We start from the raw sequence: 25,555 nt of genomic DNA on the forward strand, positions 1-25,555 counted from the left end.
TTTCTGTTGTTTCGCTAAATAAAAAATCCTGTCGAATCCAATCAGCCCCTTACCTCACCTTGATCGCTTTAACAATCTCCTTTATAATTAATTTTGACTGCGAATGAGAAGCCTTAGCTTTGCTGACACTTTACTTAAACTTCCATAAAGGAAGTTTTGTTTATTTTTATGATATTATGATCAAGGACTAATTATAGGAGCGGTGTTTCATGAAGGAGATTACAGTTGAAGAGCTTTCTACACTTGAGAAGCCGATTTTCATTGATATACGCTCCCCTATCGAGTTTCAAGACGGTTCAATACCGGGTGCGATTAATGTTCCCTTATTTTCAAATGAAGAACGTCAGGAAATAGGGACGATCTATAAGCATGTGGGGCAAGCTGCTGCAAAGTGGCGGGCTATGGAACTGGTATCACCCAAAATTCCTAACATGCTCCAAGAGATTAAATCCCATACTGATAAGGGAGAAGTAGTGGTTTATTGCTGGCGCGGCGGGATGCGCAGTAAAGCGGTGGTGACATTTTTAGAATTTGCCGGTATTTATGCCTGGCGCTTAGTTGGAGGTTATAAAGCATTTAGGCACTATATTCTCGAACAAATACCCTCTATGATTCCAAATAAGGCAGTCGTTTTACATGGAATGACGGGCGTTGGAAAAACGGAGATATTAAAGATTTTAAAAAGAAAGGGCTATCCAGTCTTGGACTTGGAAGAAATGGCGGGGCATAGAGGCTCGATTTTTGGAACGATAGGCCTTGGGGAAGGAAACAACCAAAAAACGTTTGATTCTCTTTTATTTAAGGGATTACTGGATTTACAAGGAGCTGACTATTTTCTTGTGGAGGCAGAGAGTAAACGGATTGGAAAAGCGGTTCAGCCTGAGAAATTAATGGATGTTAAGTTTACTGGTCTTAACCTGTTCATTCATTCACCGCTGGAACAAAGGGTGAAGCATTTGGTTTCTGAATATGTCCGTCCCTATGAACATCAGTCATGGTATCATGAAAAAATATCATTAGGAATGGATCGGGTTTTGAAACGGATCAAAGATATTGAAATTAAAAATCGGTTATCTGAAGCATTGGCTGAGCATAATTATGAAGCGATGATTCCGATTTTGCTAGAATTTTATTACGATCCGCGATATGACTATGCAAGATTAGATTATCAAAATGAATTTATTGATATCTATGCTGAAAATTATCAGGATGCAGCAGAAAAAATTGCCGATAAATTGGATGAGCTATCATTCAAGCCTGTCTTGGCGGTAAGTAATTAACATTGCCCATGTATTTCTAATTGTCCAAGGATACGGAAAGATTGTTATTCGAAGGGTAGATAAAAAACCGCTGAAAAACTTTCAGCGGTTTTTAAAATTGTTAACGATTGACAATGGGCTTTAAGCCTCGTCGTTCAATTTCATCCTTTAAAATTTTTATCCATTCCTTTTCCTTTCCAGATTTTAATGCATCCCGATACGAAACAATCAACTGCTCGTTACTCATAATTTTCAATTTTAGAATGCCCTCCTTGGAAATTGGATTGAATATTCAGTTTTTATCATTGTAATGTTTTATTGCCTGTTTGAGAACCCATGTGGAGCATTTTTCACAAATTTGTCAGTATTTTTCTTGAGAGACCTGATATTTTTCTGTTGTTGCACTGAAAGAGTCATTTTGTTTATACTTGTAATGGAATCAGGAGAGAAAGGACGGTGGCAGCATTGATTCATTTAACTTGGCACGATCGTGAAGCAATTAAAAAAGTAAAATGCGTTCATACGAATGCAAAAAAATATGTTGTCGATCAAGTTTTAACTGTTGGAAAAGTCTATGAGGTAAAAAATGAAACCGAAGAATTTTATTATATTATTGATAATTCCGGAAAAGTTGGCGGTTTCTATAAGGATTATTTTCAAGAAGTTTAACATGAAAATGCCCGGCCTATTGGTACCGGGCATTTTATATGGGGTTATTAACGTGCATCTGGGAAAACTCTGCGGATCGTATCGGTAAATTCATTAAAAAAGCCGGAAATGGGTCTGCCGTTACGGATATCATCAGCATAGTTATTAAAGCGGTCGTATAGATCAGGATTTACCGAAACATAAACATGGTCAATATCCGGGTCAACCGATTTTACGGCCCGGGATATTCGATTTTCTATTTTGGAGGTAAGTCCATTTTTTGCTGTTCGGGCTAACTTTGCAGCAACGTAGGCATTATTTTCAGTCACAATGACGTTAGCGCGATCTACATCTGCTAGGTCGGCCACTTTCCTGGCCGCATCATCGGCCACACGCATTTTATCGGAACGATTATCATTCGTATCATTGATTAAATCATTGTTCCGGCGATTGGCATTAAGATCCGTCTGATTGTCACTGACATCTACTCCCGAAATTGCCGGCCCGCCTTGATTTGGTGGATTATAATTGACTCTCGTCGGTTGGTTTCCATTTCGGGTTGCAACATCATCATCGACATTATTTCTTGCACAACCTGTTAGATAAAGGCTAAAGATCACTGCTGAGATTAGAATTAATCTTTTTTTCAATTTGTGTTCACTCCTTTTTTAGTTGTACATATTTAGCTTTCCGTCTAGAATAAAATCTATCCACAAGAATAAATGGAAAATTCATGGATAAAGGTAAACGAATATATATTTTTGGACATTGGAGTGTTTATGATGGTTTATTTATTTATTGGGATTGGCGGAATGATCGGTAGTATTTTGCGCTATTTACTTTCCCACATTATTCCGCAAATATGGGGGGAGATTTTCCTTGGGGAACACTAATCATTAATCTTTCAGGCTCTTTTTTTCTTGGTTGGATTACCAATAAATTGGTGGTTCTAAAGAAATTACCTCCACAGCTGTTAACGGCATTAACAACTGGAGTGGTCGGATCTTATACAACCTTTTCCACCTTCTGCCTGGAAACTGTTCAGCTAATGGAAGCGGGAAAGTATTATCTTTCATTGCTGTACATAGTGCTCAGCCTGATGGGTGGATTGCTGTTCGTCCGCATTGGCTTAGAAATAGCCGAAAATAATTGAAGGGAGCTGAATACTTGATGACAGAAATTCTTTATGTTGCAATTGGCGGCTTCTTCGGCGCAATCCTTCGTTATGCGATCAGCAATCTGCTAAGGAGAAAAAACGGATTTCCTTTAGGAACGTTAGTGGTGAATTTATTAGGAGCATTTTTATTAGGGCTGCTGGCCGGTTTGGGTATTCATGGGTCCCAATATACACTTCTTGGTGTTGGGTTTATGGGCGCTTTTACCACCTTTTCTACCTTCATGCTTGAATCCGAACAACTAAAGAAGACCGGCAAAAACAAGTTTTTCTATGTTTACATGGCCTGTAGTTTGCTACTGGGGATTGGTTTATTATCTTTCGGACTTTTTATCGGATCAATAATGTAAAAACAAGAAGCACCGTTGCCGATGCTTCTTGTTTTGTATTATTTATCTGCTTGCGGTACATTTTGTTTATTGTGATAAAGCCGATGACTAATGAACGTTTGAATGGTTAAGAAAGTACCCCCTACCACCCAATAAAGCGGCAGGGCAGCCGGTGCATTTAATGAGACCATAACAATCATTATTGGTGATATCAGCCCCATAAATTTCATTTGGTTCTGCTGTTCTTTCGTCATAGTCGATTGAGATACCCTAAATTGGAAGTAGTACACAAGTCCGGCAATGGCGGTAAGAACGATATCGGGGTGTCCCAGACTAAACCATAAGAATTTATGGGTAGCAATTTCATTTGAACTACGAATTGCATAATAGAAAGCTGTTAAAATCGGCATTTGAATTAAAATTGGCAGACAGCCCATATTAAGCGGATTCACTCCATGCTTTTGATAAAGCCCCATCATTTCCGCTTGCAGCTCCTGCTTCTTCTGCGGGTCTTTTTCCAGCTTCATTTTCTTTTGGATAGCATCCATTTCCGGCTTTAAGGCTTCCATTTTAACCTTCATGTTCATTTGATTCTTATATTGTTTTAACATTAATGGCATTAAAGCAAATCTGATGACCAGCGTGACGATAATAATCGCCAGTCCATAGTTTCCATTAAACAGATTAGCCGTTGATTTTATAATCAGCGAAAATGGTTCGACAAAATAATGATGAAAAAATCCTGTATTATTTCCGCCTTTTGGCTGTGACGAACAGGCTGATAGTAACACAGTTGTGGTCATTAAAAGAACGATTGTAATAAGTGATGATTTTAGTTTTTTCATATTTCCTCCTGAAAATGTTGGTTTAATTAGTAAGCAATAAGGAGGGAAATAGGTTCTTCAGAATCATCCTGAGGGCATTCTTTTCTGCGAATATATTTAATGATGCGAATAAGAATAATACTCCCATTAAAGCTGCTTGTTTTGTTGAAAAAAAATAATGGCCGGATAATTTTTGTATTTTTCGCATATGAGGTATTTCCATTTAAAGTGTACTCAACACTCCACGTCCAAAGGTGTTTTAGAACGAGACCCAAGTAGATACTAAGATATAGGGCATTAAGGGTGTTTACATCAGAGTGATCGATGAGTATCTGAAACAAAAATTATCACCTCACTAGATAAGCGCAGGGCGCTGGACAAATTTTAAGCCAATGATAAGAGTATATAGGAGATTAAAAAAATAATCAATTTAAAAAGGACACCAATTTCGAAGGAAATTAGTGTCCGACCGGTTTCACCCAATGTGCAGTAAGCAAATGTTCCGCAAATTTCACTTGTTCTTCAGTTGGTGGTTCCACATGATTTAATGGATAATCATATCCAAGTGTCTCCCATTTATATACTCCAAGTTTATGGTAGGGGAGGATTTCAATTTTATCGACATTATGAAGTGAACCAATAAATTCACCCAATTGTTTTAAGTCATCAGGATCATCAGTAACGGTTGGAACAAGAACATGGCGGACCCAAATTGGCAGATTACGATCTGACAGAAATTTGGCAAACTCCAAAATGTGATCATTCGCCATTCCTGTTAGCTGAATATGTTTTTTCCGGTTTATATGCTTTAAATCAAGCAAGATTAAGTCTGTATAGTGCAGGAGCTCCTCGATCTGCTGGATGAAAAGCTTTGAATGGGAAAAGCAGCCGCCTGATGAATCAATTGTAGTATGAATCCCTAACTTTTTACATTCTTTGAAAAGCTCAATAAGAAACGGTATTTGTAATAGTGGCTCTCCGCCTGTAACGGTAATCCCTCCGCCTGATGCTTCAATAAAAGGGAGGTAGGATGATAAATCCTCAATGATTTCAGCCACAGACATTTGTTTTCCGGTACCAATTTCCCATGTATCGGCGTTATGGCAAAATTGGCAGCGCAACAGGCAGCCTTGAGTAAAAACGACATAGCGGATACCGGGCCCATCGACAGTTCCAAATGTCTCAATGGAATGAATATTTCCGTCCATATGATGATCTCCCTTCATTCTAATTGCCAAGCCATTGATAATAATGAAAGTAACAAGGTGAAATTAATTCTCAACAAAAAGTAAAAGTGTGGGGAAGGGGTTAAATCCTTCCCCAGACACTTTTGTGCCTATTAATGAGCACCCGCAAGCTCTTTAACCGGTTCCTTAGCTGGTTCAGCAGCAGTAATACTTTCATGGAACGTACGATTGATGACATCAATTTGCTGTTCGCGAGTCAGTTTAATGAAGTTAACTGCATAACCAGATACCCGGATGGTTAATTGTGGATATAATTCCGGATGATCCATGGCATCTAATAAGGTATCACGGTTTAATACATTGACATTGAGATGATGTCCGCGTTTTGTCATATAACCATCAAGCAAGGCGACGACATTTTTTACTTGTGTTTCATCTTCACGACCAAGTGCTTTCGGTGTGATCGTAAATGTATTAGAGATACCATCCAATGATGATTCATAAGGTAATTTTGCCACGGAAGTTAATGAGGCAAGAGCACCTTTGGAATCACGGCCATGCATTGGGTTTGCTCCTGGCGCAAATGGTTTACCTGCTTCACGGCCATCTGGTGTTGCACCAGTTTTCTTACCGTAGACGACATTGGAAGTAATCGTTAAGACAGATTGTGTTGGAACAGCGCCACGGTATGTTTTGTGTTTTCTAATTTTGTTCATAATTTCTTTTACAAGATTAACCGCAATTTCGTCAACACGGTCGTCGTTATTGCCGTATTTAGGATAATCGCCCTCGATTTGATAATCAACAACAAGGCCGTTTTCATCACGAATTGTTTTCACCTTTGCATATTTAATGGCACTCAGTGAGTCAGCAGCAACGGAAAGTCCAGCAATACCGCAAGCCATTGTCCGAAGAATTTCACGATCATGAAGCGCCATTTCAAGTCTTTCATAGCTGTATTTATCATGCATATAGTGAATCACATTTAATGTGTTGACATATAGCTCACATAGCCAATCAAGCATATTATCATATTTTTGCATGACTTCGTTGTAATCCAAATACTCAGAGGTAATTGGCTGATAAGCAGGTCCAACTTGGGTTTTATATCTTTCATCAATCCCGCCGTTAATCGCATATAATAAGGCTTTCGCAATGTTGACCCGGGCACCGAAGAACTGCATTTGTTTACCGATTCTCATGGCTGATACGCAGCAGGCAATACCGTAATCATCGCCATAAATTTCCCGCATCATATCGTCATTTTCATATTGAATCGCACTTGATTTAATCGACATTTTGGCAGCATATTGTTTAAAGCCTTCAGGTAATTTGGTAGACCAAAGAATCGTTAAGTTTGGTTCTGGAGCTGGTCCTAAATTGTCCAATGTGTTTAAGAAACGGAAAGAGTTCTTTGTTACCAATGGACGTCCGTCAAGAGCCATCCCACCAATGGATTCAGTTACCCAAGTCGGGTCACCACTGTATAATTCGTTATATTCAGGAGTTCTTGCAAATTTAACAAGACGCAGTTTCATAACAAAATGGTCAACAAGTTCCTGCGCTTCTTTTTCGGTTAGTGACCCATTACGCAAATCTCTTTCGATGTAAATATCCAAGAAAGTAGAGGTACGGCCTAGGCTCATGGCAGCACCATTTTGTTCTTTAATCGCAGCTAAGTAACCAAAGTATAGCCATTGAATCGCTTCTTTCGCATTCTTAGCAGGTTGTGAAATATCATAACCGTATGAAAGAGCCATTTGCTTTAATTCTTTAAGAGCGCGATATTGTTCGCTATATTCTTCACGTTCACGAATCACATCATCAGTCATCGTGCGATCGCCAATATAGTTAAATTCTCTTTGCTTTTCTTTCATTAAAAAGTCAACACCGTATAGAGCAACACGACGATAGTCGCCAATAATCCGACCGCGTCCATAAGCATCAGGAAGACCAGTGATAACGCCGGCATGACGGGCTGCTCTCATTTCTGGAGTATAGGCGTCGAATACCCCTTGGTTATGTGTTTTCCGCCAATCGGTGAAAATATGTTCAATTTCCGGATCTAATTCATAGCCGTATGATTCCAACGCGTTTTTCGCCATGCGGATTCCGCCAAAAGGCATCAACGAACGTTTAAACGGCTTATCAGTTTGAAAACCGACAATTTGTTCCAGCTCTTTATCTAAATATCCGGGTCCGTGTGAAGTAATAGTTGAAACAACTTTAGTGTCAGCATCTAAAACGCCGCCTGCTTCACGTTCCTTTTTCGATAACTCCATAACTTGTCCCCACAGTTTTGTTGTTGCTTTTGTAGGGCCCTCTAAGAAACTTTCATCACCTGTATATGGTGTGAAGTTTTTTAGAATAAAGTCACGCACATTCACTTCTTTTGTCCAAACACCGGTTTTGAAACCTTTCCATTGTTCCATTTTAAGTCACCCCTTACAGAAATAAAGAATATAACAGTTATTCTTTTTTATCACAATTTAAGTATAACAGATTTTTAATGTGAAACAATGAACAATTGTTAAGATATTGTGAAATCTTATTGTTTTAAAAATAAGTTACAAAATATATTAAAAGTGTTACATTAAATATAAAAATCTGTATTATAATCATTTGCAGAAATTAGCAACTGTTATATAAAACAAAAAGAACAGGAATCATCCCCTCCTGTTCTAATCAACAACAATATAGGCAATCATTGGGCCATTATGGTCTCTGGTTGAATGGGCCTCACAAATTAATCGATAGGTTCCTTCTTTATCAAATTGAAGAGGTACCACCGTCTCCTTTCCTTTCTGAACTGTCCCCTTAATGTCGGTTCCTTCGATATAAAAAGGGTGCTTTTCACCGTTTATCCCACTAATAAATAAATGTACTTTTTCACCTTTTTCTAAAGAGATTGTTCCCGGATCCCATCTGTAGGCCTCTAATTGCGTTCCGTTTTTTGTTGTTGTTTTGAATTCAGCAGTTACCATATGAATCTCGCGAATACCTTCATCGGCTGTCTGATTAAAAACAGCGGCATCGCCAGCCTTCATCATAAACCAGGCTAATATAGCGGTTAACATAATCCCGATCGCTAAGAAGAAGACAAAGGTTTCCTTCTTAAATACTAGAAATTTCATTTCAAGTTCCTCCTTAAGAATTTGTCCTCATTCATTCATATGCCTGATAGGGTGGAAAACTTGTCTGCATTTTTTAATTTATTAATGCGGCCTGTAGGTTAAATGGGGATGAAGCGGTCAAAAATAATGCATATATATCTTTGTTTTTCTTGTCGAAACGTTTATAGTAAAAACAGGAATATAAAATAGGTGGTTTTCTTGTTGGGCATAAAAAAAGAAAAGATAGTCAAAGTAATAAAGTTCATTTTTCCACTATTTTTGTTAATACTCGCGGTTATTGAAATTAGAAAATTTACCGGGCATTTAAATGTTGAGTTACTTAAAAATGAATTAAATCAACTAAATGCCTGGGTCTTACTATTTATTATAGCGATCACCTTTGGTGCAGTTTTGCCAATGATTTTATACGATGTGATTTTAGTAAGAGTCTTACAGATCAAAGTTCCTAAGAAGGAACTGTTGGAACAATCGTTTATTGCCAATTCATTTTCTAATTTAATTGGCTTTGGCGGCCTGATAGGAGCCATGCTAAGAACATATTTTTTTCATAAGCTAGAGAACGATAAACGTAGATTGCTAAGTGTCATTGCTTCCGTGTCTTTTTTTTATTTAACCGGTATATCCGTTTTATCATGGGTTGTGACCATTTTTTATCGGCATTTTCCGCTATTTGTTGATATTAAATGGCTTTATTTTGCTGTTTTAGCTGTGAGTTTGTATTTACCGGTATTTATCATGATCCATTTGATCAATGCAAAGAAGAATAACCAGTCACTTATATCCATTAATGCTGGAATGAAGCTGATCGCAGTTTCCATTGTCGAATGGTTTGCTGTGTTTATTGCGATTTACATCTTAAGCAATATATTGGGTATTAGCATTCCAATGACAAAGCTATTTCCGGTATACATTAGCTCCGCTTGTGCAGGGATCATTAGTATGATTCCCGGGGGACTTGGCTCCTTTGATTTGGTTTTCATTTGGGGAATGCAGGATTTACATATTCCACAGGAAAAGGTTTTAGTTCTGCTCCTTTTATATCGGATAGGCTATTACTTTATTCCATTTTTAGTAAGCTCTGTATTCTTTGTCAAATTATATTGGAAAAAATGGAATCAATCATGGAATGATTTGCCAAAGGCAATTGTTCAAGGGCTGAGTCACATTATTCTGACGCTGCTCGTTTTTTCATCGGGATTAATCTTGCTTTTGTCAGCTAGTGTTCCGGGGATTATGTCCCGACTGAGAATGGCCCAAGAACTTTTGGCTTTCCCAATCATTAATGTTTCCCATCAGCTTTCCGTGGCGACTGGCTTTTTATTGCTGGGCTTATCACGGGGGATTGAGTATAGTGTCAAACGCACCTATGATGTAACAATGTTTGCTTTAATTCTAGCTGCATTATTTTCCATCTTTAAGGGGATCGACTATGAAGAAGCGATTTTTTTAATCATTGTTGCCCTGATTCTCAGAATGTCCAAGGGACAGTTTTATCGAGAAAGCTACGTACTGACATGGGGAAAAACATTGTTTGACGTCTCGATCATTGTCATCATCACTTCCATGTACTTGATAATCGGTTACCTTAATTTGCCAAGCGCGAAATTGGCGATGCCGGAAAAATTATTGCCATATGTTATTGTAGATTCCCATGATTTATTCACAAGCGCCTTCATTGGACTGCTGATCGCGTTTATGATTCTTTCTGCGGGTTATTTAATTAGTTTGCCAAAAAAGTGGGTATTTGAAAAATCAATCGATGTGGAAAAAGAAATTCTCGATCATTTTTATAAATACAAAGGAAAAGTATTATCCCATTTAATCCTGTTACATGATAAATTTATTTTTTGGAATAGCAAACGAAATATTTTATTTTCGTTTCAACAGTATGCGGATAAATTGATTGTTCTTGGGGAACCTGTCGGGGAACAAGCGGAAATATCCAATGCCATAGCAGAATTTCAAGAAAAAGCCGATTTGTACGGCTATACTTTGGTATTTTATCAAGTTGGTGAAAAAATGCTGCCGCTTCTCCACAATCACGGTTTTGCTTTCTTTAAGCTTGGGGAGGAAGCTGTCATTGATTTAAAGGAATTCTCGCTCTCCGACGATAAATTGCAAAATTTACAGGCAATTGAAAATAAGTTCTCTCGTGATCAATATACTTTCGAATTGCTGGAACCGCCATTTTCGGAAAAGCTTTTTCAGGAATTAAAGGAGATATCAATAGATTGGCTGCAGGGGAGGAAGGAAAAGGGCTTTTCATTGGGATATTTTGATAAAAACTATTTGAATAAAGCACCAATTGCGATTGTTAGAGATAATAATTTACAAATTCTGGGGTTTGTGAGCATCATGTATGTTTATGATCAGCAGACCATTTCAGTTGATTTGATGCGTTTCAAACATGATGTTAGACCCGGTACAGTTGATTTTCTCTTCCTTTCATTGATTGAGTGGGCGAAGAGCCAAGGCTATGAGCGTTTAAATTTGGGGATGGCGCCGTTAGCCAATGTGGGATTATCAAAATTTGCTTTCTTAAGTGAAAAAATCGCCTCGCAAATTTTTTTACATGGTCATTTAATTTATCATTTTGAAGAGTTAGAAGAATTTAAAGAAAAATATACAAATATTTGGAAACCAAAATATATAGCGTATCGTAAAAAATCATCACTTCCTTTTATAATGGCACAAATTTCGCTGTTGATATCGAAAAAAAGAGAATAGAAATGGCGAGAAACGGTAAGAAAACTGCTTACCGTTTTTTTATGATAAACTTTTTTTGGAAAAACTATTTTTTCTTATTAATAATCTGTTAAAATATATGAGGATTATAGTACTTATTAAGGGTGTTCATATTGAGAAAATTTGTAGCAGGTTTTTCTTTCATTATTATGCTGTTTTCAATCCAAACGATCACATATGCTAAAAGTGATCCAAAATTGGCATTGAAAAGTGAGGCAGCCATTCTTTTAGACTCCGAAACAAACGCGGTTCTATACAGTAAAAATGCCGATAAAAAAATGTATCCGGCCAGTCTAACTAAAATTGCGACAGCCATATATGCGATTGAAAAGGGCGATTTAAACAGTATTGCGACTGTAAGCGACAATGCCGTAAGACAGGACGGCACGAGAGTTTATTTAGTTGAGGGTGAAAAATTACCGTTAATCAAATTGGTCCAAGGCATGCTGATCAATTCCGGAAATGATGCTGCGGTGGCCGTGGCCGAACAGGTAGATGGCAGTGTTAACCAATTTGCCAAAAATCTAAATGAATATCTAAAAACAACTATCGGTGTCCACCATACTCATTTTACAAATCCAAGTGGTTTATTTGACAAAAATCATTATACGACCGCCAGTGATATGGCCTTAATCACTAATTATGCAATAAAAAACCCTGTTTTTGCCAAGATTTTCGGGACGAAAAAAATTCATTGGGTAGGAAAGTCCTGGAATACAAATATCCTTTCCCACCATAAGATGTTGATTGGTGAGTTCCCTTACAAAGGTATTACAGGTGGGAAAACGGGGTATACGACAGAATCAAAGCAAACTTTATCGACGACAGCGGATAATGGAAAAATAAAATTAACCGCAGTCGTCCTTAAATCTGATTTGAAACAAGATAAATATGTTGATACGGCGCATTTATTTAACTATGGGTTTAAATTCTTTCGTGATCAAACGATAAAACAGGGAGAGAGATTCAAAAAGGCCTCTAAGGAATACCATTCTGACGGAGATATCCTTGTTACAGAAGATATACGCGGGACAACCAAAGATTTAACTGATAGCGGGGCCCTTTTGATTAAAAACAAACAAGGAAAGGTTCTTCAAACGGTTCAATTAAAGCCATTGGAATTAAAGCCGGCAGCAGCACCGAAAAAAGCTGTTGAACCAAAAGAAAATGAACAGCCGCGATTTGAATCAATGGCAATATTTGGATTAATGTTTATCGTTGCTGCTTTGATTGTTGCTGGGACTGTCAGGAAGCTTAGCAGAAAGTATTAGAAAGATGAAAAGGCGATGAAAAGGAACCAAACTTTTCATTGCCTTTTTTTGGCTATTCCAAATCACAGTCCTGAATATTGGGCAGGGTGGATTCGAAGGAAGACGGTGAATCTATTTGGTCACGATCATCGACAAAACTTCTTGTGGCAAAAAAGTCACTTTGGTCACCAAAATTTTGCCCGTAGCCCTGATTTTTTTTATCGGAATTATACCATTCTGCCAATAGATTTTGTCCAATATTGACAGCAGAGGCATTTTCAAAGGAATTAATTTTTATCATAAATATATTAATATTAATAAATGGAGCGGGAGTCGGCATGTCATTTCCTCCTTATCGTTGCTTAAAATATATGCAGGGATCAGCTGTTTAAGAAATCTTAGGGTAAAAATTGGTTTAAATTAACTCAATCAAAAGTATGATGTAGTAATAGAAAAAATGAGTTCATTTTTTTAATGGATGGTTAGAGGGGGTAGAGCTGCATGGATGTGGAGAAATTAAAGCAATGGCTCGATGTTGCCAAAAGTATGCAAGGGGGCGATTTCTGGGGCAATATATTTGACCAGGAGTTTGCCAAGCAATTTATCAACGAACAGCAGATGAAGGGCCCCTTTTCTAACACTAATCAACAAGCTTCCCGGGATGCAGGCTCTGCACGGACATTTCCGATCATTGATGTGCTTGAAGGAGAAGAAGAAGTAATCATCATTATTGAGCTGCCTGGTATATTAAAAGAAAATGTTGAACTAGGTTTGAACAACAATATTCTTACCGTAAAAGGCAAGGCTCTGCCGCTCCATCCACAATTAAAATTAAGCTATTCGGAAAGGTTTTATGGTGATTTTCAACGGCAGATCACATTGCCTGATTCCATTACTCCAAATGAAATAAGCGCTAAATTTTGGAACGGAGTTTTACTCGTTAGATATCCAAGGATGGTGGACAAGGGAGAAATGATTCCCATCGACTAAAACGGATTAGATTTTCTTTCGTACATGTTCAGCTGATTTTCCCATATACATAAAGTAAGGGATTGAAAAGAGGAGCGTTCCGCGGAGATGTCAATAAAAAATTTATTTTCCATATTTCACAAAAATGAACGTGAAAAGGAACTAATGAAAAAACTGACTTTACTTGACCTGAGTATCAAGGAACTAGAAACAGCTTTATTTGCTCTTCAAGCTCAATCTCAAGTAGACAAGACGAGCAAAACAACTGAACCTCCAATTATAATCGAGAAGATAAATATCGAAAAAATTATTTTGGATAAATACGAACTTAATAATAATTTTGGCCAGCTGGGAATTAAAGAACTAAAGGGGAAATTAAATATTGGTGCAACCTACGGTGCTGAATTTACACCACAGCTGGACGAGGAAGAAAAGAATTCGGAAATGAAACAGGAAAAAGTTGAGGCTGAAGAAACAAGCGGACCGAAAATTAATATCAAGGCAAAAAAAGACTAAAGATTATCCTTTAGTCTTAAAAAACTATTGAAGTCTGTTCTCTACCTCGCGGCAAACTTCATCTGCAGACATTCCTCTTGCTTCAATTACCGGTGCTTTCGTGATTGTCTCTTGCATTCCCATTACGTTGGAATCCAAACCAGTGACGACACAGCAGTCCACATTACGGGCATCTGATTCCTGCTTTAATTCCACCACATCGTAACCCTTATCACGTAAAGCCCTTGTCACATTTGTCAGCGATTGTTCTACTCCAATCTTTGCCATATAAAACACCTCCTCTGACCATTATCGTCCCTAATTTTTTCAAAAATATTCAAGTATATTTATTCGGGTATATTGGAACCATTTATTCCAAACGCTAAGTGTGGAGGTGTTTTGAAATGGGAAAACAAAGTAAACGCAAAGCCGACCCGTCTACCATTGGGCTTGGTTCACCACAAGTAGAAGGGCAAGGGACGACGAATGGGGAAACAGGAATGAAAGAAGTATCTTCTGCGCGAAGAAAACAGAAACGATACTAATTAAGCAGGCTGAAAAGGGCACCAACAGATCTGTGGTGCCCCCTAAACAAATTATTTATACATCTCCGCCACTTGTTTTTGGATTTCGCTATTTTCCAAGTATTCATCATAGCTCATTTGCTTATCAATGAGACCATTTGGGGTAATTTCAAAAATTCGGTTGGCAATGGTTTGAACAAACTGATGGTCATGTGAAGCAAACAATATTGAACCCTTAAAATTAATTAATCCATTGTTGAGAGCTGTAATTGATTCTAAGTCTAAATGGTTTGTCGGTTCATCAAGCAGCAGAACGTTTGCGCCGCTAAGCATCAATTTGGACAACATGCAGCGAACTTTTTCACCACCAGAGAGGACGCTGGCTTTCTTTAACACTTCCTCCCCGGAAAATAACATTCTGCCTAAAAATCCTCGTAAAAAGCTTTCACTTTGATCTTGAGGAGAGAACTGCCGCAGCCAATCGACAAGATTTAACTCGCTGCCTTCAAAAAACATCGAGTTATCTTTAGGAAAATAGGCTTGAGAAGTGGTTATTCCCCATTTATAACTGCCGCTGTCAGGCTCCATTTCGCCCATTAGTATTTTGAAAAGTGTCGTTTTGGCCATTTCATTTGTGCCAACCAATGCAATTTTGTCTCCTTTATTCATAAAAAAACTAAGGTTATCTAAAACTTTTACTCCATCTATTGTTTTCGTCAATCCTTCCACCCTTAATAAATCGTTACCAATTTCACGTTTCTGGGGTAAAGCCGACATATGGATAGCGGCGTGAGGAAGGTTTGATATCTTCAAGGGTAATCTTTTCCAATAATTTTTTTCTTGAGGTGGCCTGCTTGGATTTGGAGGCATTTGCACTAAATCTGGCAATAAAGTTTTGCAATTCTTTTATTTTTTCCTCCTTCTTCCTGTTGGCATCCTGAGCCATCTTTAACGCTAACTGACTAGATTCATACCAGAAATCATAGTTACCGATATAGATCTGAATCTTGCCAAAATCCAGATCGGCAATGTGGGTGCATACTTTATTTAGAAAATGACGGTCATGGGATACAACGATAACTGTATTTTCAAAGTTAATTAAAAACTCCTCAAGCCATTGAATGGCTTTAATGTCCAAATGGTTTGTCGGCTCATCAAGTAAGAGAACATCCGGTCTGCCAAACAGAGCTTGGGCCAGTAATACCTTTACCTTCTCAGCTCCTGTCAATTCGACCATCATTTTATCATGAAGATCCTCTTCAATTCCAAGACCTTTAAGAAGAATTGCTGCTTCTGATTCTGCTTCCCAGCCGTTTAACTCAGCAAATTCAGCTTCAAGTTCAGCAGCTCTCATTCCATCTTCGTCAGTAAAATTTTCTTTCGAATAAATGGCATCTTTTTCTTGCATGACTTGATACAGTCTTGCATGACCCATAATCACCGTCTTTAATACCTCAAATTCTTCGTATTCAAAATGGTTCTGTTTTAAAACTGCCATTCGTTCGTTTGGATCAAGCTGAACAGTGCCCGTTTGTGGCTCAATTTCTCCGGCTAAAATTTTTAAAAATGTGGATTTTCCGGCCCCATTCGCACCAATCAGCCCATAACAGTTTCCAGGGGTAAATTTAATATTTACATCTTCAAAAAGTTTGCGGTCTCCGTATCTTAAACTAACATTACTTACGGTAATCATCTAAAACATCCTCCAAAAAAACATATTGCTTATCATTATACCATTTATAAAGGGGAAGGGCGAATAATTAAAAAAAGGGGAGCAAGGAAATTTTCCAAAAAAATTTTTATGTTTTCACACTTTATTCATAATTTTGGTGTAAAATGAAACTAAGCAGTTTTAAAGAAGGTGAAGAGTGTGGCCAAGAAACAACTAACGGAACTCGTAAACAAGTTAAAAAAGTTAGGAATTCAAGCGAGTTTAACAAAACCAAAGTCTAATTACCTTTTATCTTTACAACAGCTCAAAAAATGTCCTTCATTTGTGAATTAATAAGAGAATAGGTATAAAAAGCGATTAATCCCTAAGGACTAACCGCTTTTTTATGTTATTCCAATTTGTCGATGATTTTATCATATACATCTTGTTGATTAAAGTCTTTTCCCATTGGAAATTTGGCAATAAATTTATTGTTTTTATCGACCAAATATGTAAAGGTGGTATGAACAAATTGTCCATTTCCCGGGTCCTTGAACTGGAATTGCAAGGCATCGGTAATTTTTTTAAGTTTTTTCTGATCCGCCTTAATATTTTGCGGATCCCCAGTCAAAAATACCCAATGCTTTCCGTTTTCAATTCCAAAACCTTTCATGTATCGGGTTAATGCTTCGGGTGTATCGCGATAGGGGTCAATTGTAATCGTAATAAATTCAATATTCTTCCCAAATACCCCTTTTTTCTCAAGCTGCTGTTTTAAGCCGACCATTTTTTGTGTTGTCGTTGGACATACGTCCGGGCAATGAGTGTAAGCAAACTCAATCAGCTTTAATTTTGTTTTATCTTTACCAAATGTATATTGATCACCATTCTGATTGATCAGGGTAACATCTGATGGTATGGCTGCATTTGCGTCCCGAATAAGAAAAAATGAAATCCCGGCTGCAATTCCAAAGAAAATCGCCAGACCGCAAATAAGATAGATCTTTTTCAAGTGTCTCCCCTCCTACTATATAAGATAAAGAAATTTTTTGAAAAAAGATATGGATAATTTGTGAACAAGAATAAGAACTTAAAAAGAATAATAATTTGAAACTGAAAAAAGCTGCCTGTGTCAGTCAGCCTTTTTGCTCCACGAATAATTTACTCTCTTCTTCCATATTATGAATTTCAAACACGACCAGTAATGCATCGAAGCAACGGACAATTTCTTCCGTCAACTCTGAGGTTTCCCATCTGTGTTTTATCTGCTTAACAATTAATTCCAAGATTTCATGATCTCTTTTTAATTGAATAATCGTTTCCAACAGGTCCGGATTTTCAGCCAGCTTTTCTTCAAAAAAACCCTCCTCTTCTGACTGAGCATGGGCCAATGTCCTTGTTTCCCAATGTTCGAGTAATGCATCACATACCTCTTTTTGCTGCTGTTGTTTTTTATGATCCTTGAACAGCTCTTTTAGAACATTGGTCAATTCTCTTGCTTCTGTAAAAATACCGTCATGAATGGCATGGTGGGAATGTTTCTTTCTTAGTGATGGCCCGGTCATGTCAATTCTCCTTTCCAATTTTTCTTTCTTCAGTCATTTCCAACCTATGGATTATTTAAAACAAACCTGAACTGAAAGAATAGATTTACAGTTAATGGATACATTACTAGATAAAAATGTTTAAAGAAGGTGAGAATATGGAACGAAAACGAGCCCCGCTTCTGAAAAAATTAAAATTCTTTGGACAATCAAGGGATGTTGCCGACCATGCAGTGATGAATCCTATGGATCGAAACTCTGAAAAAGTATATAGACGGCGGTGGCAGCATGATAAAACGGTTAGAACAACGCATGGAGTTAATTGTACCGGCTCTTGCAGCTGGAAGGTTCACGTAAAGGATGGAATTATCGCTTGGGAAACCCAAGCTACCGATTATCCTTCAACGGGTCCTAATATGCCTGAGTATGAACCTCGTGGCTGCCCGAGAGGAGCGAGTTTCTCCTGGTATATTTATAGTCCGTTAAGAGTCCGTTATCCATATGTTCGCGGCAGTTTATTGACGATGTGGCGTGAAGAGTTGGCGAAAACCAGTGATCCGGTTGCTGCATGGAAGGAAATTTCGGCTAACCCCGAAAAAGCCAAAAAGTATAAACAGGCTCGTGGGAAGGGAGGATTTGTTCGCGCTTCATGGGAAGAGGTAAGTGAAATAATTTGTGCATCCCTTATCTATTCGCTTCAAGAATTTGGTCCCGATCGAATTTTTGGATTTTCGCCGATTCCAGCAATGTCGATGGTCAGCTATGCCGGCGGTGGGCGTTTCCTATCCCTAATCGGAGGCTCATTGTTAAGCTTCTATGATTGGTATGCAGATCTCCCACCAGCATCACCACAGGTATGGGGGGAGCAAACGGATGTCCCGGAAAGCTCCGATTGGTTTAATTCATCCTACCTGCTAGTTTGGGGATCGAATATTCCCCAGACGCGATCACCTGATGCCCACTTTATGGTGGAAGCAAGATACCGTGGCACAAAAGTGGTGGCCGTCAGCCCTGATTATGCGGAATTTGTCAAATTCGCCGATAACTGGTTAAATTGTCAAGCGGGTATGGACGGGGCATTAGGCATGGCCATGACACATGTCATCTTAAAAGAATTTTATGTCGATAAACAAACGGATTATTTTACCGATTATGTCAAAAAATTTACTGATTTGCCTTTTCTCATCAAGTTAAAAAAACACGGCAATTCCTATGTATCCAGCACATTCTTACGAGCAAGCGAACTTGATCCTACGATTACCAATGGGGAGTGGAAAACAGTTGTTTGGGACCAGATCATGAATAAGCCAGCATTCCCGAATGGGACGATTGGTCATAGATGGGAAGAGAATGGACAATGGAATCTTCATCTGACTGATTCAGAACAAAATATATCTGAGATCAATCCATTATTAACGCTGCTCGGGGCTGAGGATGAGGCTGTGCCGGTGGAGTTTCCGCATTTTGAAATGGAACAAAAGGAGACTTTTATCCGTGAGGTTCCTGTTAAGCGGATCCAGATGAATGGTCAATCTATTCTCGTTACGACCGTGTTTGATGTAATGCTCTCGAAAGTGGGTGTAGCCAGAACAGGCTTAAAAGGAGACTTTCCTCAGGACTATAATGATCCTAAACCATATACGCCTGCTTGGCAGGAAAGTTTAACGGGTGTTGACCGTAAACTTGCTGCACAAATTGCCCGTGAATTTGCCCAAAATGCGGTTGATTCTAACGGTCGTTCAATGGTGATCATGGGTTCGGGAATTAATCAATGGTACCATGCGGACGCTACTTATCGTACGATTCTTAATTTAGTAATGCTGACAGGATCACAAGGTGTTAATGGTGGAGGATGGGCCCACTATGTAGGTCAGGAAAAGGTACGTCCATTGGAAGGATGGCAGACAATTGCCATGGCAAGAGATTGGGGCGGCCCGCCTAGGCTGCATGCAGCAACCCCATTCTTTTACTTTGTGACCGAGCAATGGAAATATGATGACCAGTCTATCACCGACCAAGTATCACCGCTCGTAGATGCCCCCCGTTATAAACATGCCGGTGATTATTATGCGTTAGGGACTAGACTTGGGTGGACCCCGGCGTACCCGCAGTTTGATAAAAATTCTCTGAAACTTGTTGATAGCAGTAAACTATCCGATAAAGAAGAAATCATCCAGTCTATCGTTTCAGATATTAAACAAGGAAACACCAAGTTTGCGATTCAAAATCCTGAGGATCGAAAAACTTTTCCAAAGGTCATGTTTGTCTGGCGGGGCAATTTAATTGGAAGTTCTTCGAAAGGTCATGAATATTTTCTAAAATATATGCTTGGTACACATAGTGGAAATCTTAGCGAACAGAATATTGAATTAGCAACGGAGGAAATTGAATGGAATGAGGAGCCCGTTGATGGAAAGCTTGACTTGATGATTAATCTCGATTTCCGTATGGCCGGGACTGGTTTGTACTCAGATATTGTTCTTCCCACTGCTACTTGGTATGAAAAATATGATATTAGCAGTACAGATTTACATCCATTTGTCCATCCGTTTAATCCGGCAATCGCACCTCCATGGGAATCAAAATCAGATTGGGACACGTTTAGATTACTGGCAAAAAAGTTCTCTGCGATGGCTGAAAAATATTTTCCTACTCCGGTCCAGGATGTTGTCGCGACACCGCTTTTGCATGATTCACGTGATGAAATTTCCAAGGCGTGTTCATTTGGAGAAATTTCAGATTGGATAAATGGCCAAGCTGAGCCTGTTCCCGGTCAGAACTTCCCGCGTTTACATGTAGTAGAACGGGATTATCGCAAAGTGTACGAAAAGTTTATCTCGCTTGGGCCAGTCGTAAAGGAGCAAATCGGAGCAAAGGGTATTGGCTGGCAGGCAAAAGAAGAATATGAAAAATTGAAGAAACTTCTTGGCACCGCCAATAAAACCGAGTATAAAGACTGTCCAAGTCTATATACAGCAAGGGATGCAGCAGAAGCAATCCTCTCATTATCAAGTTCAACTAACGGCTCCCTCGCCATGAAGGCGTGGGCGGCATTGGAACGAAGGAGCGGACAAAAATTAGCTGACTTGGCAGAGGAGAGAGCAGAGGAACATCTTTCATTTAATGAAATAACCGCACAGCCGCGTCAAGTTATTTCTACCCCTGTGTTTAGCGGTACAGAAACTGGCGGACGCCGCTACTCGCCGTTTACCACTAATGTCGAGCGGCTGATTCCGTGGCGGACATTAACCGGTAGGCAGCACTTTTATTTAGATCATGAAATGATGCTTGAGTTTGGTGAGGAGCTTCCCATTTTTAAGGCGCCTCTTAAAAAAGCGGCGTTTCAAACAACAGATCGAAAACCTGATGGGATGGGCAAAGAGATAAACCTACGTTATTTAACGCCACATTTTAAATGGTCTTTCCATAGTACCTATGGTGATACGATTCCAATGCTGACACTCTTTAGAGGCGGTCCACATGTGTGGATGAATGTAGAAGATGCCAAAGAGGTGGGGATTGCTGATAATGATTGGCTGCAGATGTATAACCGGAACGGTGTCGTCGTTGCCCGTGCTGTTGTTACGCATCGGCTCCCACGGGGGCAGGTGTACATGTACCATGTGCAGGAACGGCATATCAATGTCCCTGGTTCCACGATAACAAGACAACGCGGTGGGACTTTTAATAGTCCGACAAGACTGCAAATGAAACCTACCCATATGATTGGCGGTTATGCCCAGTTAAGCTATGGCTTTAATTACTATGGGCCATGTGGAAGCCAGCGGGATGAACGCGTGATCATTTCCAGACTTGATCGAAGTGAGGTGGATTGGCTTGAAGATTAAGGCCCAGTTTGGCATGGTGATGAATTTAGACAAATGTATCGGCTGCCATACCTGCAGTATTACCTGTAATAACACCTGGACAAATCGTCCAGGTGCTGAATATATGTGGTGGAATAATGTCGAAACCAAGCCAGGAATTGGCTATCCAAAGGAATGGGAAAATCAAGACAAATATAAAGGCGGCTGGCAGTTAAGAAACGGCAAGATTGAATTGAAGGCCGGTGGCAGGGTTTCAAAGCTGTTGAACCTTTTCTATAATCCCAATCTGGCAGAATTGGATGATTATTATGAGCCGTGGAGCTATGATTATGAACATTTGCTGAGCAGCCCGGGAAAAAAACACCAGCCGGTTGCACGGCCCAAATCGCAGATTACGGGTGAATATATGGATATCAAATGGGGGCCTAACTGGGAGGATGATCTGGCCGGTGTCTATCAAACCGGACAGGATGATCCGAACCGCAAGGGGATTGAGGAAAGGGTCAAATTTGAATATGAGCAAACGTTTATGATGTATTTGCCGAGAATTTGCGAGCATTGTATGAACCCTTCTTGTGTAGCCTCTTGTCCTTCAGGAGCGATTTATAAACGGGAAGAGGATGGCATCGTTTTAGTCGATCAAGAAGCCTGCCGCAGCTGGCGTTTTTGTACGACGGGATGCCCGTATAAAAAAGTATATTTTAATTGGAAGACACATAAAGCGGAAAAATGTACTTTCTGTTTTCCAAGAATTGAAGCAGGAATGCCGACGGTTTGTTCAGAAACTTGTGTAGGCAGACTTCGTTATATTGGGATTGTCTTTTATGATTTAGATAAAGTGGCGGAGGCAGCAGCGACAGCAAATGAAAAAGATTTATACGAGGCACATTTGGGTATTTTTCTTGATCCACATGATCCTGAAGTTATTAAAGAGGCGAGAAAGGCAGGCTATCAGGAAGACTGGATTGAGGCCGCTCAACAATCACCAGTATATAAGCTTGCTGTGGAGCAAAAAATCGCCCTGCCACTCCATCCGGAATACCGTACATTACCTATGGTGTGGTATATCCCGCCGCTCAGTCCGGTTATGAGTGCTTTTGATGGAGGACTTGACGGGGTTAACCCGCATGTTATTTTTCCACAGATTGACGAGCTGAGAATTCCAATAGAATATTTGGCCAATATGCTCAGCGCAGGGGATACCAAAGTCATTCGAAAAGTGTTAAAAAAAATGGTTGCCATGCGAAGCTATATGAGATCGCTTAATTTAGGCAAAAAACCAGACCAAACTATTCTTAATGCAGTCGGCATGAACGAAGAGACAATGCACGAAATGTATCAGCTGGCGGCAATTGCCAAATATGACGACCGCTATTGTATACCGAAATCCCATCGGGAGGATGCAGGAAATATGTTCCTAGGTCAGGGAACAGCCGGGTTTGATTTTATGGAGGGTTGTTCCGGCTGCTCAGTCACACCGATTATTTCCAGCGACTATAAGATCGGCGATGATTATTGGGGTGAACTAAATGGATGAACATCAGCATATTCTTGGATTAGCGTCATTACTTTTACAACATCCAGAGACGGAGTGGTTTACGGATGAGCAACTCAAAGAGGAAATAAATCTAATTGATGATCAATTAACCAAAATGCTGTTTAGACAATTTTACCATTATCTTCATTCTGTCCCTTTTCATGAGCTTTGTGCCAATTATTCATTCACGTTTGATTTTAATGAAAAAACAACACTATATCTAACACATTATCTGTTTGGGGAAAATCCTGACAGGGGAAAGGCGCTAATCAAATTGAAAAAGGATTATGATGAGGCAGGCCTTCCATTGAAAAGTAATGAATTACCGGATTTTCTCCCGCTTGTGCTTGAATTTTGTTCACTAGCTCCAGCTGATACCGCTCAAAAAATGCTGATGGTTCATCGCCGAGCAATTGATCAATTGGTAAAGGAATTATCCGCAATCGATAGCCCTTACCAATTTATTTTACAAGCTTGTGTTGAAACAATTGAAAACATGATCAATAAACAAAAAGCGTCGTAAGGGGGACCATGAATGACCTTTTGGCAAAACTTTTTCTGGATTTCTTTCCCATACATTATGTTAACGATGTTCGTTGTTGGCCATATTTATCGCTACAATACCGATCAATTTGGCTGGTCAGCCAAATCAAGCGAATTTTTGGAGAAGAGGCAATTAAAGTGGGGCAGTGTTTTATTCCATTATGGAATTATTTTTGTGTTTTTTGGCCACGTAGCAGGAATCTTAATTCCTAAGGCTTTTTATGACTCCGTTGGAATTACAGATCATATGTATCATTTTGGGGCCGTCTGGATAGGAGGAATTGCCGGCCTGGCAACCATTATTGGTGTATGTCTACTAATGGTTCGTTGATTCACTGTGAAACGGATCTATGTCCACAGCACATTTCGCGATATTCTTGTACTTGTTCTTTTAACATTGATTATCTTTTCGGGGTTCGTGAACACTGTTTGGTATACCGGAAGAGGTGTTGCATTTGAATATCGTGAAACGATTAGCCCTTGGTTTCGTGGAATTCTTACTTTAAATCCGGATTCAGCTCTGATGGCAGGGATCCCGCTTGGATTTCAAATCCATGTTGTCTCGGCTCTATTGCTTTTTGGAATTTGGCCATTTACGAGGCTTGTCCATGTTTGGAGCCTGCCTCTTGAGTATTTAAAAAGAAAATATATTGTCTACCGTGCCGTCTTTGGCAGAAAAGCATTGGCCATGTCAGAGGACCCCGAAAAACAATAATAGCTTCACTTTATGGACATACTAAGAAAAAAGGAGGCGGTTGCTATTTTTTATGGCAGAAAGGGTAAAGACATTGAAACGGAGATCATTTTAGAAGATACAGAAGTTTTCTCATGTATTGTTGATTCATGCATTGGCTGGATGCGAAAGGACTTTGTTGCAGCAGATTTACTTTGTCCGATATGCGGTAATGAAATGATTCAAGAAATTCGGGTCCTACCGAAAATTTAATCATGAAAAGGTAAAAGACTGTCAGTTGAATTTGACAGTCTTTTTGCTTACAAGTTTTCATTTTGTTGTCTGATTTCATCACCTGTGACTAGGGAATTAGCCTCTTCAAGAGCTTTATGTTCGTCGACCGAGTCGCCGGGAACATTTTTTAAATTTGGATACACCGCGCCATTATTTATGGTCAGTTGCTGCTTTTTGGGTGCAGTAGTAAGATAATCTTTATTTTTACTTTTTGCCATCCTTCATCAACTCCTTATGTAAAGGTTTTACTAGTGAAGAATGGTTTATGCTAAGCGGTTTTAAAAAAATTCTCCAGGTTATACTGGAGAATGAGCTTTATTCCCCTTTTTTTGATAAACAACGGTCGCATTCCATGAAATACGATTCTGCCTGCTCCTCAATTTGCTGACCACACTCTGGACAAACCTTTTCAGGTAAATTACGGAAAAATTCAACCGGACTCATTAACATTTTAGTATCCTCCTTTAATAATACAGTTAATTATTTTTTAATATTGTTATAATACAGAAAGTGCAAAAAAAGATCTTATTCTTCCTTTTTTGCTAAGCAGCGGTCACATTCCATTAAATTCGATTCTGCTTGCTCTTCGATCAGCTGACCACATTCAGGACATACTTTATTAGGTAAACTGCGGAAAAGCTCTAGCGGACTCATTAACATTGGAAATCGCTCTCCTTTATTAATACAGAATTATAATTTCAGCTTTGTTATAGTACAGTATAAACGAAAAAATTAAAAATGTGTAGACTTTTTTAAAAAATTTATAAACTTTTTAAAAAATAAGTCTTTTAACCTGTTTGTTTCCTTTTGGGATTTTGTTAGCACGAAGGTCTAATGAAAAAATAGTGTAGGTAAAAAAATATTAAAAAAGCAATATTCATATTAATTTAACACTTCCATAACAAACCACTTTCCATTAAAATCATAGTAGAAAAAGATTTAAAGGGG

The 25,555-nt window shown here is 38.9% G+C and carries 26 protein-coding genes and 2 pseudogenes; 14 read left to right on the top strand and 14 right to left on the bottom strand.

Features of this window, described 5'->3' with window-relative positions; genetic code table 11:
• Window positions 1-209: 209 nt before the first annotated feature.
• Window positions 210-1,280, top strand: coding sequence for a tRNA 2-selenouridine(34) synthase MnmH (gene mnmH, locus RCG24_RS03695; protein WP_202655160.1), 1,071 nt, complete (start codon window positions 210-212; stop codon window positions 1,278-1,280).
• Between the two features lie 100 nt (window positions 1,281-1,380).
• Here the strand turns inward: mnmH and sda are convergent, their stop codons facing one another.
• A complete protein-coding gene (sda, locus tag RCG24_RS03700; protein WP_374049145.1) occupies window positions 1,381-1,506 on the bottom strand; it encodes a sporulation histidine kinase inhibitor Sda in 126 nt (41 codons plus the stop codon).
• 218 nt (window positions 1,507-1,724) lie between these two features.
• Between sda and RCG24_RS03705 the strand changes: the two genes are divergently transcribed.
• Window positions 1,725-1,928 carry a DUF6501 family protein gene (locus RCG24_RS03705; RefSeq protein WP_202655228.1) on the top strand — a complete coding sequence of 68 codons (204 nt, stop codon included), beginning with the start codon at window positions 1,725-1,727 and terminating at the stop codon, window positions 1,926-1,928.
• A 47-nt stretch (window positions 1,929-1,975) separates the two neighbouring features.
• On the opposite strand, the gene RCG24_RS03710 is transcribed toward RCG24_RS03705, so the two are convergent.
• Window positions 1,976-2,557: a YhcN/YlaJ family sporulation lipoprotein gene (locus tag RCG24_RS03710; RefSeq protein ID WP_202655162.1), complete on the bottom strand. Its 582-nt coding sequence runs from the start codon at window positions 2,555-2,557 to the stop codon at window positions 1,976-1,978.
• 212 nt (window positions 2,558-2,769) lie between these two features.
• Here RCG24_RS03710 and RCG24_RS03715 point away from each other — a divergent pair, with 212 nt between their 5' ends.
• Window positions 2,770-3,060, top strand: a complete 291-nt coding sequence (locus tag RCG24_RS03715; protein WP_308078326.1) for a fluoride efflux transporter FluC — start codon at window positions 2,770-2,772, stop codon at window positions 3,058-3,060.
• Window positions 3,061-3,077: 17 nt separating this feature from the next.
• The gene (locus RCG24_RS03720) at window positions 3,078-3,431 is read left to right on the top strand and encodes a fluoride efflux transporter FluC (protein ID WP_202655230.1); all 354 of its coding nucleotides are present in this window, start codon (window positions 3,078-3,080) and stop codon (window positions 3,429-3,431) included.
• Between the two features lie 38 nt (window positions 3,432-3,469).
• On the opposite strand, the gene yidC is transcribed toward RCG24_RS03720, so the two are convergent.
• The 4 genes from yidC to RCG24_RS03740 all read right to left on the bottom strand — a co-directional run bounded on the left by yidC (window position 3,470) and on the right by RCG24_RS03740 (window position 8,555).
• Complete coding sequence (yidC, locus tag RCG24_RS03725) at window positions 3,470-4,255, bottom strand: membrane protein insertase YidC (protein WP_202655163.1); 786 nt, start codon at window positions 4,253-4,255, stop codon at window positions 3,470-3,472.
• Window positions 4,256-4,692: 437 nt separating this feature from the next.
• Window positions 4,693-5,442, bottom strand: coding sequence for a pyruvate formate-lyase-activating protein (gene pflA, locus RCG24_RS03730; RefSeq protein ID WP_202655164.1), 750 nt, complete (start codon window positions 5,440-5,442; stop codon window positions 4,693-4,695).
• A gap of 131 nt (window positions 5,443-5,573) precedes the next feature.
• Window positions 5,574-7,853, bottom strand: a complete 2,280-nt coding sequence (gene pflB, locus RCG24_RS03735; protein ID WP_202655165.1) for a formate C-acetyltransferase — start codon at window positions 7,851-7,853, stop codon at window positions 5,574-5,576.
• Between the two features lie 249 nt (window positions 7,854-8,102).
• Window positions 8,103-8,555: a cupredoxin domain-containing protein gene (locus RCG24_RS03740; protein WP_202655166.1), complete on the bottom strand. Its 453-nt coding sequence runs from the start codon at window positions 8,553-8,555 to the stop codon at window positions 8,103-8,105.
• A gap of 201 nt (window positions 8,556-8,756) precedes the next feature.
• Here RCG24_RS03740 and mprF point away from each other — a divergent pair, with 201 nt between their 5' ends.
• A complete protein-coding gene (gene mprF / locus RCG24_RS03745; protein ID WP_235888178.1) occupies window positions 8,757-11,282 on the top strand; it encodes a bifunctional lysylphosphatidylglycerol flippase/synthetase MprF in 2,526 nt (841 codons plus the stop codon).
• Between the two features lie 167 nt (window positions 11,283-11,449).
• Complete coding sequence (locus tag RCG24_RS03750) at window positions 11,450-12,571, top strand: D-alanyl-D-alanine carboxypeptidase family protein (RefSeq protein ID WP_308078327.1); 1,122 nt, start codon at window positions 11,450-11,452, stop codon at window positions 12,569-12,571.
• Between the two features lie 52 nt (window positions 12,572-12,623).
• Here the strand turns inward: RCG24_RS03750 and RCG24_RS03755 are convergent, their stop codons facing one another.
• On the bottom strand, window positions 12,624-12,890 hold the full coding sequence (locus tag RCG24_RS03755) for a hypothetical protein (protein WP_308078328.1): 267 nt from the start codon (window positions 12,888-12,890) through the stop codon (window positions 12,624-12,626).
• A gap of 161 nt (window positions 12,891-13,051) precedes the next feature.
• Here RCG24_RS03755 and RCG24_RS03760 point away from each other — a divergent pair, with 161 nt between their 5' ends.
• The gene (locus RCG24_RS03760) at window positions 13,052-13,540 is read left to right on the top strand and encodes an Hsp20/alpha crystallin family protein (protein WP_202655170.1); all 489 of its coding nucleotides are present in this window, start codon (window positions 13,052-13,054) and stop codon (window positions 13,538-13,540) included.
• A 144-nt stretch (window positions 13,541-13,684) separates the two neighbouring features.
• The gene (locus tag RCG24_RS03765) at window positions 13,685-14,035 is read left to right on the top strand and encodes a hypothetical protein (RefSeq protein WP_308078329.1); all 351 of its coding nucleotides are present in this window, start codon (window positions 13,685-13,687) and stop codon (window positions 14,033-14,035) included.
• 24 nt (window positions 14,036-14,059) lie between these two features.
• On the opposite strand, the gene RCG24_RS03770 is transcribed toward RCG24_RS03765, so the two are convergent.
• Window positions 14,060-14,302, bottom strand: a complete 243-nt coding sequence (locus tag RCG24_RS03770) for a YkuS family protein (protein ID WP_202655172.1) — start codon at window positions 14,300-14,302, stop codon at window positions 14,060-14,062.
• 116 nt (window positions 14,303-14,418) lie between these two features.
• On the opposite strand from RCG24_RS03770, the gene RCG24_RS03775 reads away from it, so the two are divergent.
• A complete protein-coding gene (locus RCG24_RS03775) occupies window positions 14,419-14,559 on the top strand; it encodes a YuzL family protein (protein WP_202655173.1) in 141 nt (46 codons plus the stop codon).
• A 51-nt stretch (window positions 14,560-14,610) separates the two neighbouring features.
• Here the strand turns inward: RCG24_RS03775 and RCG24_RS03780 are convergent.
• The 3 genes and pseudogenes from RCG24_RS03780 to RCG24_RS03790 form a co-directional block, all read right to left on the bottom strand.
• Window positions 14,611-16,231, bottom strand: a pseudogene (locus RCG24_RS03780) (ABC-F family ATP-binding cassette domain-containing protein).
• A gap of 367 nt (window positions 16,232-16,598) precedes the next feature.
• On the bottom strand, window positions 16,599-17,201 hold the full coding sequence (locus RCG24_RS03785) for an SCO family protein (protein ID WP_202655175.1): 603 nt from the start codon (window positions 17,199-17,201) through the stop codon (window positions 16,599-16,601).
• 124 nt (window positions 17,202-17,325) lie between these two features.
• A complete protein-coding gene (locus RCG24_RS03790; protein WP_202655176.1) occupies window positions 17,326-17,754 on the bottom strand; it encodes a hemerythrin domain-containing protein in 429 nt (142 codons plus the stop codon).
• Window positions 17,755-17,891: 137 nt separating this feature from the next.
• Between RCG24_RS03790 and RCG24_RS03795 the strand changes: the two genes are divergently transcribed.
• From RCG24_RS03795 to RCG24_RS03815, 5 genes and pseudogenes are all read left to right on the top strand, one after another.
• The gene (locus tag RCG24_RS03795) at window positions 17,892-21,581 is read left to right on the top strand and encodes a nitrate reductase subunit alpha (protein ID WP_308078330.1); all 3,690 of its coding nucleotides are present in this window, start codon (window positions 17,892-17,894) and stop codon (window positions 21,579-21,581) included.
• On the top strand, window positions 21,571-23,097 hold the full coding sequence (narH, locus tag RCG24_RS03800) for a nitrate reductase subunit beta (protein ID WP_308078331.1): 1,527 nt from the start codon (window positions 21,571-21,573) through the stop codon (window positions 23,095-23,097). The genes RCG24_RS03795 and narH overlap by 11 nt, the downstream gene beginning before the upstream one ends.
• Window positions 23,090-23,620 (top strand): nitrate reductase molybdenum cofactor assembly chaperone, encoded by a 531-nt coding sequence (gene narJ / locus RCG24_RS03805; protein WP_202655179.1) that lies wholly within the window; start codon window positions 23,090-23,092, stop codon window positions 23,618-23,620. The genes narH and narJ overlap by 8 nt, the downstream gene beginning before the upstream one ends.
• A 12-nt stretch (window positions 23,621-23,632) precedes the next feature.
• Window positions 23,633-24,355, top strand: a pseudogene (narI, locus tag RCG24_RS03810) (respiratory nitrate reductase subunit gamma).
• Window positions 24,356-24,367: 12 nt separating this feature from the next.
• Window positions 24,368-24,586: a cold-inducible protein YdjO-related protein gene (locus tag RCG24_RS03815; protein WP_202655181.1), complete on the top strand. Its 219-nt coding sequence runs from the start codon at window positions 24,368-24,370 to the stop codon at window positions 24,584-24,586.
• 47 nt (window positions 24,587-24,633) lie between these two features.
• On the opposite strand, the gene RCG24_RS03820 is transcribed toward RCG24_RS03815, so the two are convergent.
• The 3 genes from RCG24_RS03820 to yhfH (RCG24_RS03830) all read right to left on the bottom strand — a co-directional run bounded on the left by RCG24_RS03820 (window position 24,634) and on the right by yhfH (RCG24_RS03830) (window position 25,267).
• Window positions 24,634-24,825 carry a hypothetical protein gene (locus RCG24_RS03820; protein WP_308078332.1) on the bottom strand — a complete coding sequence of 64 codons (192 nt, stop codon included), beginning with the start codon at window positions 24,823-24,825 and terminating at the stop codon, window positions 24,634-24,636.
• Between the two features lie 97 nt (window positions 24,826-24,922).
• Window positions 24,923-25,057, bottom strand: coding sequence for a protein YhfH (gene yhfH / locus RCG24_RS03825; protein WP_308078333.1), 135 nt, complete (start codon window positions 25,055-25,057; stop codon window positions 24,923-24,925).
• A 75-nt stretch (window positions 25,058-25,132) separates the two neighbouring features.
• The gene (yhfH, locus tag RCG24_RS03830; RefSeq protein WP_308078334.1) at window positions 25,133-25,267 is read right to left on the bottom strand and encodes a protein YhfH; all 135 of its coding nucleotides are present in this window, start codon (window positions 25,265-25,267) and stop codon (window positions 25,133-25,135) included.
• Between the last annotated feature and the right edge of the window lie 288 nt (window positions 25,268-25,555).

The sequence above is a fragment of the Neobacillus sp. OS1-32 genome (assembly GCF_030915425.1).
GTDB classification, from domain to species: domain Bacteria; phylum Bacillota; class Bacilli; order Bacillales; family Cytobacillaceae; genus Neobacillus; species Neobacillus paridis.